Below are 12,522 nucleotides of genomic sequence, written 5' to 3'. Positions count from 1 at the left end.
TTCTTTGCTTTATTCGTAATAGGTGTAGCCGTTGATGCTGTCACGATAAGCGTTCAGCAGTACACGGCGATCTGCTGTTTTGACCCGCCCCTCGGAAATCGCGCGGTCGATGATTTTTCTAAAGGCATCCACGCAGTCACGCGGGTCATACTCCACATAGGAAAGAACCTGCGAAATGGTATCGCCTTCCACTTCCTGCAGCAAATCAAAGCCACCATCGGCTCGCAGGTCAATCGTGGCGACATTGGTATCGCCAAACAGGTTATGTAAATCACCTAGCGTTTCTTGATAGGCCCCGACAAAGAATACGCCCAGGTAATAGGGGCGGTCTTCTGGCAGGCTATGAACGGGTAGGGAAGGATGTACACCATCTGCTAGAATGAACTGATCGATCTTGCCATCCGAATCACAGGTAATGTCAGAAAGAACAGCACGCCGATCTGGCGGTGTGTTCAAGTCTTGCAGCGGTACAACCGGGTGCAGCTGGTCAATGGCCCAAACATCTGGTAGCGATTGGAACAACGAGAAATTGCAGTGGTAGATATCAACGAGGGTTTCCAAGTGCGCCTGCACTTCCTCGTGGTCCTCACTCACCCGCGCCACATCTTTTATCTGCGCCATCAAGTGCAAATAAATCCGCTCGGCCCGTCCCATCTGGCGCAGGTCAATATAGCCGCGGCGGAATAAATCGCGCAGCTCATTGCGGTAATAGGTGGCATCGTTGATACACTCTTGCAGACGTTTGCTGGAAAGATATCCACCTACGGCGGCAAGGTCGGAAACGAGGTGGTGGTCGTTGCTTTCCACATTCGGTGCCGCATCTGCATCAAATAGTGTTGCTTCCAGTACATCGAAGATGAGCATGGAAGAAGTGGCCACAGTCGCCCGCCCACTCTCGGTTATGAGGGTTGGGTGTGTTAGTTTGGCCGCATCCATTGCATAGGCCACGGTCTCGACGATGTTGTGAGCGTATTCTTCAACCGAATAGTTGACCGAGTTAACGGTTGCCCGCTTCTCGCCGGTATAGTCCACACCAAGGCCACCACCCAAATCCAGATAGGTCAGCGGAGCACCTTCGCCCGAGAGTTCGGTAAAGTAGCGGCAGGCTTCACCCACAGCGCGGCGCACGTCGTTCACGTCCGGCACCTGCGAGCCCAAATGCGAGTGCTGCAGCTTAAGGCAATGCAGCAAATCAACCTCGCGCAGTCGGTCGATAACACTTACCAGCTGGTCGGTGTTCATGCCGAATGTCGAGCGGTCGCCCGAGCTTTTCGCCCAGTTGCCGGAAATCTCGTTGGTTAGTTTAACGCGGACGCCAAGTAGCGGCTCTTCGCCCAGCTCGTTCACCACATCAATAACGGTATCCAGCTCTTTCGGGCTTTCCAGCACAATAATGGTGTTAAAGCCCAGCTTGCGAGAGAGAATGGCAAGACGAATAAATTCTTCGTCCTTCACACCATTACAAACGATAAGCGCATCTTTTTCTAGGTTATGCGCAAGGGCTATCACCAGCTCCGGCTTGGAGCCCGCTTCAAGACCAAACGAATAGGGGCGGCCATATTCGACAATACGGTCCACCACTTGGGCTTGCTGGTTTACCTTGATCGGGAACACGCCGCGATACACGCCGCCATAACCGATCCGCTCAATCGCATCGCCAAAGCTACGATTGATCTTGGTGATCTCGTGTTCAAGAAACGAACCGACCCGCAGCAGCAAGGGGGCGTGAATGCCGCGCTGCTTCAAATCCTCAACGATTTCGGGAAGGCTGATTTTTGGTGCTTCGGGAAGAAGCGGATTGCTCAGGCCAATATCGCCATTGGGGAGCACGGAAACAAGCCCCTTGCCCCAACGATCCAGACCATAAACGGAGTGAGGAGCATCAACATGCTGGCGCAACCGTTTATCCTTTTCATATCTTCTTGGCGCGGTCGGAGAAAATAGCACCGCAAACCAAGCGACCGAATTATGAAGCCTGCAAAAACAGTGCCCCAGATGATCTTGCAGCACCCAAACATCTGCTAGAGCTATAAGCCCCCCTGATGGTGGGTGAGGGATGCATGCGAAATTCAAATTCACAGCATCGAACTGCGTAATCTCTCTAAGGGCGTAGCAAAGTCAATAATTTTATGAAAAGCGGTGAATAATAATATGTATAAACCCAGTGCCGCCAAAATGCGCAGATAAGGTCCGTTTGATAATCGGGCAAATCTTGGCAGTAATGTGGGCAGAGCAAGTACTGTCACTGCCCTGCCTTTTATCATTTATGCGCTGATGATGACATCCTCAACAGGACGGCGTAATGAAAAGGGCATCTCGGGAGCATATCCATAACGGATTAGCAAAGCCGGGTGTTGTCCGCGTACTCCAAGCCATGTGGCAAGTGCTTCACGTACCCCTTCCACTTCAATCGCGGGGTTAATGAGCGAGGTCTTTATGCCAAGCCGTGTTGCTTCCAATGCAAAGCGTTGGTAAGCGCGGCCAACGGCAACGTAGTTTTCTGGTTTTTCGTCTTCAGCGACCAAAATTGCCAGACCTGCGGCGGAACGTATTTGCTCGGTGTATTTTTTGTTTTCACCATCGACGGTGAAGAACATATCAAACATCAGTTTGCCCATAAACTCGGGCATTGTTGGATTTCCGGAGCATGCTGCGTACAAGCCATCACTTGTTTTGATTGCCCGCCCTTTGCTAAAGCGTATCCAGTCCTTCAGCTCCTCTTTATAGGCTTCGTCTTTAACTTGTACCGAGTTGGCGCTAATGGTGAATTCAAGAGCGGTCTCAATTCGTTTCTTCTCGGTAATAAAGTGCAACTGGCAGCCTTCTATGGCGGCGGCGGCCTCGATTAGCTCGAGTTCGGAATTTGGCACCTCATTACCGTCATATAGGCTGCGTGTGCTTTGTCGCTTGGTGATGGCATCAAACAAGGGGTCTTTGTGCCCTGTGCCCTGGTCGCCTAAATCGACAACAACTTTGCCGCTCCGTTGGTCCCCGACAAACTGGATTTTACTGGCAATTTTATTTGCTCCCGCGGCAAGTGCCAGATTCTCGGCAGCGCAACCAAGTGATGCGTATAAATGGTTTGCGCGTGGGTCCACAATAGGTGTTGCGCGTTCAAAGTCTGGTAATATTTCAACACTAGGGCCACGACGTTGAAAAAGCCAACTTTGGGTGTTGTGGTTGTTTGCAGCCAGCGTCGCATAATGGACAAGGTATTCTATATCGTGGTTCTCTGCGGCCTTTCGCTCTGCCCAGAGCTCTTTAGTCTTGAGGGTAAAGCTATCACTCATTGCGCAACCTGAAATTGTGGTGGTGCTTGCCACCGCGGCAGCACCGGTAAAAATAAAACGGCGTCTGTTAATCATTTTGAGCCTCATACAAAGACATCAGTGGGGGAATTCCGCCTGATAGAACTAAAATATTAGGTTATCCTAATTATAAATTGAGGCCGGTTGGAATAATAAATCAAAGAAAAGAAGAAATAAATCTCCATCATAAATTTACTGTTGAATATATTTATATAATAAATTTTTATTATAATGTAGTGTCAGTAGCATAACAAAAGAGTTTAATTTTGATGAATTAATGATGATAATCTATTTGAGGGGTATCTTCTCCATTTTTGACAATAAACTTGTCATAGTATTGAAAGGACTAGGGCATTTTAAATGAATAAAACATTATTTAATTTAGGTGATTCTACTCGTGATGAATTGAGCAAAAGGCTCCTTGGTGAGGTCACAACACTTTATTTTTTTCTCAATAGGTTAAGCGCCAGTTTAATGAATAAAAATGGCCTGACGCCATTTATGCGTTCGCTTTTACTACACATAGAGAATGAAGGGCCGCAAACTGTACCACAAATTGCACAGCAAAAGCGGGTTAGCCGACAGAATATTCAAGTGCCTATCGATCAGTTACGCGATAAAGGCTTGATAGATGCAATCGCGAACGAGGCACATAAGCGCTCCAAGAAGTACCAGTTGACAGATAAGGGCAAGGATTTAACCGCAAAGGTGATAGAGCAAGAAGTGGCGCTCATGGCGCCGGTGATCAATGAGCTCGGCAGTGGCAAGCTTTTGCAGGCTATTCACACATTACAACATACACGGCAAATCCTTGAACAACTGACAACTGAAGCAGATAAAGGCTAGTTTATGTCACTTTCATGCTTTGGCCTGCTGCTTTTGCGGGCGATAAAAAAGCCGGAAGAATGTTTTTTCCGATATCAGATTTAATGCTCTGCTTAGTAGGGCGATTACGAGTACGCAAAAAACAAATCGTCCCACCAGAACACCGCTCCAGTGACCACCAAATGCCATCATAAACAGAGGGTCTTCTATCAGACCGTGGCATATGCCCATAAATGACAGGGAAAGGACGACATCTTTAGGGGCGATGCGTCCCTCTCTGGCTTCTTTTATAATGAGCCCGCCGCCATAAGAAAGACCAAGTAAAACGCCAACCATCGTTATTGATGTTGCTTGCGGACTGATGCCCATGACAGAAAGTATGGGTGAGAATAACCGAGCTAAAAAATCGGTAATTTTCAAGTATTCAAGCATGCGCAGCAAAACCACAAGTGCTAGAATAACCCAAAATAATGAAAACAGCATGGAGACACTGGAAACAGCCCAGTCAAACCAAGTTTGCTCGCTGGTTGTTTGGAGCGGTGTCATCCAGGAAAGGTCAACGGGAGTGCTTAAAACATCAAATCCTGAGTAAACATAGTACAGTATCAAACCGTAGGTAATACCCGTAACAAAGCGCAGTCCGCTGGAAAAAACAAAGCTCAATCCGGCTTTCCGGCTGATACCCTGTTCAAGTGGCAAAGCGTGAGCAATCATCACCATAGAAAGCAGTACAGTGACTTCTGCAATACTTAATGGGGTGAATGGAAGTATAGTTAAAAGAGCGGCACAGGCTGCGTAAGTATTTACCAGTAGTCCAGAGGCGAAAACGAGTGCAGTGGCTGCGGGTAAGCCGACAACAGCCATAATCGGTGTAAGCACAAAAGCAAGACTGTCGAGTAATCCAAATACAATCGCCAGCTTTACTAGTATCATGGTCGGGACCATTGCCTTTAGCAGTACGAAATACATTGCGCATGTATTTTTCAAAAACTGGGGTATTTTGGGAATTTGCATTGATCGTTCGCACCTTGGGAGGTCTTGAGTTATCGTTTTGCTACTGCCTTAACAGAATGCTCCGTAAAGTAAATTGATATACCCTAAATATTTTTTGTCCCGATTAAAAAAGAATTATGTAAAATTTTATCTTGTAATTTGTGTCGATATGATGCAACTTATACGTGTTGATTTGCAAAGCCATAAGCAAATACATTTAGGGAATGCGGCGGCCCTGCTGTTATTAGGGGTAAATCAGAGGCGGGGCGCCTCTAAGGCGGCACAGCAGGGCCAACAACTATTATGGTGTTGTAATAGCTGTATGCAACTATAAGTAAGTATTGAAAGTTGTGTGAGGCTTGCGCTTTGCAATTTTATTAGTGTGGTGTGGCGTTATTCTTGGTTTTATTATGGTTTCTCTTAGGTTTGCTGCTTGCGAACTTGTATGTATAAAGCGCAGATTTCCGCCAAAAAAAAGCCGTAATTAAATAGATACAAAATTAATTTAGGCTCTAACAAATAAATCTAAATAATAACGGGATATTTCTCATCTATACACGCATTAAGTGTTTATATTCCTCAAAATATTACAGTAATAACCTGGTAAGTGTGTGCTGGTGTTAATTGACTTAGATATGCAGTTGTCATCCATGTGCCCACTGTCACATATTGGCAGTTAGGTGAGCAGGCAAATATGCCTGCTCAAGTAATCTTTAGGAAACCATTGCATAGCCCATCATCGGCCCATGCGAAGCTGTCGTTACACGATCGAGAACACGGCGACCAAACAAGCTGGCGATAAAATCAACCATGAGGCTGGCGGTTTTACCGCGCTCGTCTAAAAACGGGTTCAACTCCACCAAATCAACCGATGTAACCAGGTTGCTGTCTGCAAGAATTTCCATAATCAAATGCGCTTCACGGAAAGTGGCACCGCCCGGAACTGTTGTGCCCACAGCGGGGGCGATATCGGGCTCAAGAAAATCCACATCAAAGCTTAAATGTAAACGGCCATTGGCTTGTTTAACCTTTTGTAAAAAACTTTGTAGTGGCTGGGATATACCATGTTCATCTATATAGCGCATATCATAGGCGAGCACTCCATCATGCATCAGCGCGTCGCGTTCGGCTTGGTCAACAGATCGCAGGCCGAGCATGCAGATGTTTTCAGGCTTAATCGGGTTTGCAACCTCTTGAAAATATGGCGTAAAGCCAGAGCGCCCAGTAAAGTAAGCGGCCGGTGTGCCATGTAAGTTGCCGCTCATTGTGGTGCTTAATCCATGGTAATCAGGGTGAGCATCCAGCCAGAGTACAAATTGTTCTTGTCCTGCTTGTGCAGCCGACTCGCTAATGCCGCTAACCGTTCCCATTGCCATACTATGATCGCCGCCAATAAAAACAGGTAGGGCACCGCTGTGCATGGCCTTAACCGCCACCTCAAAGAGTGTTTGTGTCCAGCCAATTGTTTCGGCAAGGTGGTGAATTGCGCCATTTGCATGTGTTTGTGTGGCAATAGGTTTGGGCGCTTGGTTTCCCCAGTCTTCCACTTCTAGACCAAGACTTTGTAAAGTTTCGACAAGTTTGGCACAGCGAAAGGCGTCAGGCCCCATACGACAGCCGCTAATGTGAGTGCCGGTTTCAATCGGTGCGCCAATGAGCACCACTTTCTTATTCATAAAAAACTCCGTAATTCTACGATTGCTCATAAACTACCGCAATCAATGACACAAAATGAAGCATTCAAAGCTAACCAATTGGACACTATTATATCCGTTTTGGATAGTTTATGTATCCATTATGGATAATGTTGATCAAAAAATTCTTGCGGCCCTGCGCTTGAATGCGCGCATGAGTCTTACCAAACTTGCCGCGCATTTGGGCATGACACGTGCAACGGTTCGTGCAAGAATACAGCGTCTGGAACGGTCAGGGGCCATATTGGGTTACACGTTAGTAACCGTGCAAGACCAAGAACCCGCGCCGGTTCGGGCCGTTTGCATGATCCGTGTTGAGGGTATGGGGGCAGAAGATGTTCTTGAAGAACTGCTACAACTTTCTGAACTTGGCGAAATTCATACGACCAATGGCAATTGGGATTTAATTGCCACAATTAATGTTATCAGCCTCACGGATCTTGATCAGGCCTTAACGCGGCTTAGGCGTATCAAGGGTATTGAGGCCACAGAAACCAGCCTGTTACTCTCAACTAGGCGAGCACAACATACACTTGGCTAAAAGCGGTAGGGTTGCAGTAAGTCTACCTTTCCCAACCAATGAGCAAGGCTCGGAAATCATTGACATTGGTTCGCGTCGGGCCCGTGATAATTTGGTCTCCCAGTGCCTCAAAAAAACTATGCCCGTCATTTCGCTTTAAAAACTCAAGGGGGTTCAGTCCCATTGCCTTGGCTCTTTTAAAACTATCGGGTCCAAACACAGCTCCGGCAATTTCTTCCAAGCCGTCAACGCCGTCAGTATCGGCTGCAAGAGCATAAATATTACTGCCTGCCTCGCATGCCAGCAAACACGAAAGCAAAAACTCCACATTGCGCCCGCCGCGCCCGTTTCCCTTAACCGTAACGCTGGTCTCACCGCCTGAGAGCAAGACGCAGGGGCTGGAAAATGGTTGCTGATGGTTTAGTACTTGTGCTGCAATACCGGCATGCACACGCCCAACGTCCCGCGCTTCCCCCTCAAGTGAATCACCAAGAATATGTGCGCTGACACCCATGGATTGAGCGGCATTGGCAGCAGCTTCAAGTGAAAGCTGTGTGCGGGCAATCACGTGAGTGTGTATTGATTGGGTATCAAGTATTTCAGGAGAAACAGTTTCGAACTGGCCAGAGGTCAAACCGGCGCGAATGCGACTGGAAATGGCGATACGGTATCTTTCTAAAATCTCCAGCGCATCCGCACAGGTTGTTGCGTCCCCCACTAAAGGGCCAGAGGCAATCGTAGAGGGGGCATCGCCGGGTACGTCGGAGATTAAGAGATTCACGATTCTTGCTGGCGCACATGCTTTGGCCAGGTGCCCGCCTTTTATTTGCGAGAGGTGACGGCGTACGCAGTTCATTTCACCGATACTGGCACCGCTTAACAACAGGGCGCGGTTTATCTGCTGCTTTTCATTGAGGCTAATATCGTCTTGCGGCATGGGTAAAAGGGCCGATCCGCCACCAGAAAACAGGCCAATAACAAGGTCGTTCTCGCCAAGGTCTTTCACCAGTTCCAGTATTGTTTGTGCAGCCTTAGCGCCGGTTTCATCCGGTAGGGGGTGGCCTGCTTCAACTATTTCTATGTGCTTGCAATCCGCGCCATGCCCGTAACGGGTAACAACAAGGCCGGTGAGCGGGCCGTGCCAACATGCTTCCAACTCTTGTGCCATCGCGGCGCTGGCTTTACCGGCGCCAATAACCACAACACGACCGCCCTCGGGTGGTGGACTTGGTAAATAAGCTCTTATTTTGTTTTTGGGCAAGGCCGCTTCAACAGCCTCATAAAACAAATGGCGTAAAAATGCTTTTGGGTCTTGTTGCATATGGGCCTCATGAGTGGCATGGCCCGGTAATGGGCGCAGAATAAAAGCAACGTTCAAACAATAAGGTAAGTTTAGCTATAATTCTGCGCAACAAGCAAGTCGTGTGATGTAAAACCTTTAAAATCACCGGTATCTTACAGGTGGGCTATGGTGCCTTTGCCGGGTCAGTTGGGTAAGCCTGTTTTACAGCTTCCAAATTGTTTGCCCGCTCGACGATACCGCTTATTAAAGGTAAGTCGTCCCGCTTCGCCCCCCAGCGGTCGGCATTATAAACCTGTGGCAATAGGCAAATGTCGGCCAGTCCAATCTGGTCGCCATGGCAAAAACGCCCGGTATCCGGGTGTTGCAGCATTTTTTCAAAGGCCAGTAACCCTTTACGAATAATGGTTTGCATCCATTGTTGTTTGATTTCGGGTTTGGCATCTGTCATGGCCATAAACTGGTCCACCACACCAATATTGCAAACAGGGTGTATTTCCATAGCTATGGCATAAGCTAGTGCGCGTACCCTTGCCCGCTCCCGTGCCGTTGCCGGTAAAAAAGCGGGTTCCGGGTGCAATTCGTCAAGGTACTCGATTATCGCCAATGATTGGGTGAGTATATCACCATTTAAGTCGAGTGAGGGCACAAGTCCCTGGGCATTGCGAGCCAGGTTAGCTACCGATTTTTGCTCAGCCGACAATAAGTCAACGGCTTCACACTCATAACGAATGCCCTTAAGGTTTAAAGCAATGCGAAGGCGGTAACTGGCCGACGAGCGCCAATAATCATATAAAGTAACTGTGTCCACGTGTGCTCTCTCCCAAATACACGTTTAATTCTTAAGTGGGGTTCTGGTCTTTCAAAATTTGCTTGGCTTGTTGCTGTACTTTTTGCATCAAAACCGTGAGCTGATGTTTTTCGTCACTACTCAAAGTAGCGGTTAGCTGTTTGTCAGCATCAATAACCAGCGGTACAATCTTGTTGTAAATATCGCGCCCTTCTTGTGTCAGCCGCAGTACAGATTTTCTACGGTCTGCGCCATCAATGTCGCGCTTGACCAAATTGCGCTTGCGCAGCGATTGAACGGCGCGGCTTACATTGACCTTGTCCATACTTGAGCGGGCAACCACTTCATTGGCCGAAAGCCCGTCAGCGCTTCCCAAAATAGAAAGAGCACGCCACTCCGAAACACTTAAGCCGTATTCCTTGGTATATACATGTGCCACCACATCACCCACGCGACTGGCAAACAGCCGAACTTGATATGGAAAAAAGTCTACAAGATCAAAGTGCATACAGGCGTGCTTCTCTTTGGCAAAGTGTTACCCTCATTGAGGTGTTGAAGATAAATCTATACATAAAATATAAAAGTAACAAATGCAACTAAATGGTAAATCAGTAAAATATTACAAATATTAATAATTAAGCTACTGATATTATACGATAAAAATAATGTGTTAAACGAATGGACTAGTCGGTTTCGCCCTTATTACTTGCTATTGTCATTGACAAAGTTGCAAATGAAACTAATTTAAATACTCAAATATATCGCAGCCTTGTTCAGGCAAGCTGCCATCGCCTCAATTTTCAATTTGGGTATTATCTATGAAAAGCTGGGTCCAGTCCGCCAACGATCATCTAAGCCATTTTCCTATTCAAAACTTGCCCTATGGGGTATTTGCACGGGTAGGGGAGACACCGCGTTGCGGTGCCGCATTGGGCGATCAAATTATCGATCTTGCACTGCTCGAAAAAGAGGGGCTTATTGATGCTGGCAATTCTGTGCCTGTGTTCAATCAGCCAGCACTCAATAGCTTTATGGAGCTGGGCAAAAGTGCTTGGGATAGTGTGCGTGTCCGCCTACAAGAACTGTTCAAAGAAGGTGGTGTTGACGCGCTGCAAGGCAATGCAGAGCTTACTGCCAGAGTACTGGTGCCCATGAGCGAGGCAGAGCTGTATCTGCCTTTCAAAGTTGCCGAATACACCGATTTTTATGCGGGCAAACAGCACGCCATGAATATTGGCACAATTTTACGTGGGGCTGAAAATGCTTTGCCGCCCAACTGGCTTCATATTCCGATTGGTTATAATGGCCGCGCTTCCACTGTTGTTGTTAGCGGTACCGATGTTGTGCGCCCGCTTGGGCAAACCAAAGCGCCAACCGCGCAAGTGCCAAGCTTTAAACCCTGTGCCCGCTTGGATATCGAGCTGGAAATGGGCGCGGTTGTCGGTACGCCGAGCAAAATGGGCGAGCCGATTACTGTGCAACAAGCCGACGATATGATCTTCGGTTATGTATTGCTAAACGATTGGTCCGCCAGAGATATTCAAGGCTGGGAGTATCAACCCCTCGGGCCGTTTCAGGCCAAGGCATTTGCCACCTCCATCAGCCCGTGGGTGGTCACAAAAGCCGCATTGGAAGAATTCCGCACGAGCACGCCGCCCCGCGAAAAAGAGTTATTGCCGTATCTCGATGAACCGGGGCCAATGATTTACGATATCGAGCTACAGGCACATATGCAGCCTAAAGGTGCAGCAACACCAACACTGCTGTGCCACACCAATTATAACCGCATGTATTATTCTGCAGCCCAGCAGCTCACCCACCACGCCATTGGCGGTTGTAAAATGAATACCGGTGACCTGCTAGGTTCGGGCACGATTTCAGGTGCCGAAAAATCCGAGTTCGGTTCGCTAATGGAACTCACATGGGGTGGTAAGGAGCCGATTACTCTTGAGGGCGGCGAGCAGCGCACCTTTATCGAAGATGGCGATACACTTTCATTAACAGGATGGGCGCAGGGCGATGGCTATCGCGTTGGATTTGGTAGCTGCGTTGGTACCGTTTTGCCAGCACCTGCCTTTACCCCTGCATTATCAGAAAAACAAGGAGCCTGAATTATGGCGAAAGCATTTGCCTCGACTGGCGATATGGAAGCAAAAAACATTTCTTTCACCGAAGTGGGTCGCGATTTATACGCCTTCACTGCAGAAGGTGACCCAAACACCGGTGTGATTATTGGAGATGACAGCGTTATGGTCATCGATGCCCAAGCAACGCCAATTATGGCGCAGATGGTCATCGAAAAAGTCCGTGAAGTGACAGATAAACCCATTAAATACGTCACGCTGAGCCATTACCACGCTGTTCGTGTACTCGGAGCCTCCGCCTATGGTGCCTCAGAGATTATTGCCTCCGACAAATGCGAGGCGATGATTTACGAGCGCGGTCAGGAAGATTGGGATTCAGAGTATGGCCGCTTTCCACGTTTGTTTCAGGCAGCCGATAGCATTCCCGGCCTCACATGGCCCACAATGACCTTTCAAAACCGCATGACCATTAATATGGGCAAGCGCAAGGTTGAGCTGATGCACTTGGGCCGCGCACATACGGCAGGTGATATTGTGGCATGGGTGCCAGATGAAGGCGTGATGTTTACGGGCGATATCGTTGAGTTCCATTCTGCCTGTTATTGTGGTGATGGCCATTTTAAAGACTGGAGCACAACGCTTGATGCTATCAAGGCCTATCAGCCAAAAGCGATTGCGCCAGGGCGTGGTGATGCGCTGGTTGGTACAGAAATGGTCAATAAAGCCATTGAAAATACCCGTGACTTTGTCATGTCTACCTATACGCCGGTTGCGCAGGTTGCCGCCCGTGGTGGTACGTTGAAAGAGGCGTGGGACGCCTGCCGCGCCGAGTGCGATCCAAAATTCCAAGATTACGCCATCTATGAGCATTGCCTGCCGTTTAATGTGGCCCGCGCTTTTGACGAAGCACGCGGCATTGATACCCCGCGTATCTGGACCGCCGAGCGTGACCGCGAAATGTGGGCTGCACTTCAAGGTTAATTGGCACTTTGATTGTTGGGAGGCAAT

Annotated in this window: 11 protein-coding genes; 4 read left to right on the top strand and 7 right to left on the bottom strand. The window is 48.3% G+C overall.

Annotated elements, in window-relative coordinates; all coding sequences use genetic code 11:
- Positions 1–9 precede the first annotated feature (9 nt).
- Both speA and AYK67_RS05990 read right to left on the bottom strand, forming a co-directional pair.
- Positions 10–1,899, bottom strand: a complete 1,890-nt coding sequence (gene speA, locus AYK67_RS05995) for a biosynthetic arginine decarboxylase (RefSeq protein ID WP_068083812.1) — start codon at positions 1,897–1,899, stop codon at positions 10–12.
- A 365-nt stretch (positions 1,900–2,264) separates the two neighbouring features.
- Positions 2,265–3,365 (bottom strand): Acg family FMN-binding oxidoreductase, encoded by a 1,101-nt coding sequence (locus tag AYK67_RS05990; RefSeq protein WP_068083701.1) that lies wholly within the window; start codon positions 3,363–3,365, stop codon positions 2,265–2,267.
- Between the two features lie 303 nt (positions 3,366–3,668).
- On the opposite strand from AYK67_RS05990, the gene AYK67_RS05985 reads away from it, so the two are divergent.
- Positions 3,669–4,154 carry a MarR family winged helix-turn-helix transcriptional regulator gene (locus AYK67_RS05985; RefSeq protein ID WP_068083698.1) on the top strand — a complete coding sequence of 162 codons (486 nt, stop codon included), beginning with the start codon at positions 3,669–3,671 and terminating at the stop codon, positions 4,152–4,154.
- A 12-nt stretch (positions 4,155–4,166) separates the two neighbouring features.
- On the opposite strand, the gene AYK67_RS05980 is transcribed toward AYK67_RS05985, so the two are convergent.
- Together AYK67_RS05980 and rocF are read right to left on the bottom strand one after the other, a co-directional pair.
- Positions 4,167–5,147, bottom strand: coding sequence for a hypothetical protein (locus AYK67_RS05980; protein WP_208976224.1), 981 nt, complete (start codon positions 5,145–5,147; stop codon positions 4,167–4,169).
- A gap of 692 nt (positions 5,148–5,839) precedes the next feature.
- The gene (rocF, locus tag AYK67_RS05975; protein ID WP_068083806.1) at positions 5,840–6,802 is read right to left on the bottom strand and encodes an arginase; all 963 of its coding nucleotides are present in this window, start codon (positions 6,800–6,802) and stop codon (positions 5,840–5,842) included.
- A 121-nt stretch (positions 6,803–6,923) separates the two neighbouring features.
- On the opposite strand from rocF, the gene AYK67_RS05970 reads away from it, so the two are divergent.
- Complete coding sequence (locus tag AYK67_RS05970; protein ID WP_068083696.1) at positions 6,924–7,361, top strand: Lrp/AsnC family transcriptional regulator; 438 nt, start codon at positions 6,924–6,926, stop codon at positions 7,359–7,361.
- A 22-nt stretch (positions 7,362–7,383) separates the two neighbouring features.
- Here the strand turns inward: AYK67_RS05970 and AYK67_RS05965 are convergent, their stop codons facing one another.
- From AYK67_RS05965 to AYK67_RS05955, 3 genes are all read right to left on the bottom strand, one after another.
- The gene (locus tag AYK67_RS05965; RefSeq protein ID WP_068083693.1) at positions 7,384–8,661 is read right to left on the bottom strand and encodes a glycerate kinase type-2 family protein; all 1,278 of its coding nucleotides are present in this window, start codon (positions 8,659–8,661) and stop codon (positions 7,384–7,386) included.
- A 145-nt stretch (positions 8,662–8,806) separates the two neighbouring features.
- A complete protein-coding gene (gene maiA, locus AYK67_RS05960) occupies positions 8,807–9,451 on the bottom strand; it encodes a maleylacetoacetate isomerase (RefSeq protein ID WP_068083691.1) in 645 nt (214 codons plus the stop codon).
- Positions 9,452–9,482: 31 nt separating this feature from the next.
- Positions 9,483–9,938 carry a MarR family winged helix-turn-helix transcriptional regulator gene (locus AYK67_RS05955; RefSeq protein WP_068083688.1) on the bottom strand — a complete coding sequence of 152 codons (456 nt, stop codon included), beginning with the start codon at positions 9,936–9,938 and terminating at the stop codon, positions 9,483–9,485.
- A gap of 310 nt (positions 9,939–10,248) precedes the next feature.
- On the opposite strand from AYK67_RS05955, the gene fahA reads away from it, so the two are divergent.
- Positions 10,249–11,541 carry a fumarylacetoacetase gene (fahA, locus tag AYK67_RS05950; RefSeq protein ID WP_068083685.1) on the top strand — a complete coding sequence of 431 codons (1,293 nt, stop codon included), beginning with the start codon at positions 10,249–10,251 and terminating at the stop codon, positions 11,539–11,541.
- A gap of 3 nt (positions 11,542–11,544) precedes the next feature.
- Positions 11,545–12,495 carry an MBL fold metallo-hydrolase gene (locus AYK67_RS05945; RefSeq protein ID WP_068083681.1) on the top strand — a complete coding sequence of 317 codons (951 nt, stop codon included), beginning with the start codon at positions 11,545–11,547 and terminating at the stop codon, positions 12,493–12,495.
- The last annotated feature ends 27 nt before the right edge of the window (positions 12,496–12,522 follow it).

It is taken from the genome of Polycladidibacter stylochi (assembly GCF_001562055.1).
Classification (GTDB): domain Bacteria; phylum Pseudomonadota; class Alphaproteobacteria; order Rhizobiales; family Stappiaceae; genus Pseudovibrio; species Pseudovibrio stylochi.
Note: the sequence above shows the minus strand (reverse complement) of the source record. Positions and strands in the feature narration are given on the sequence as shown.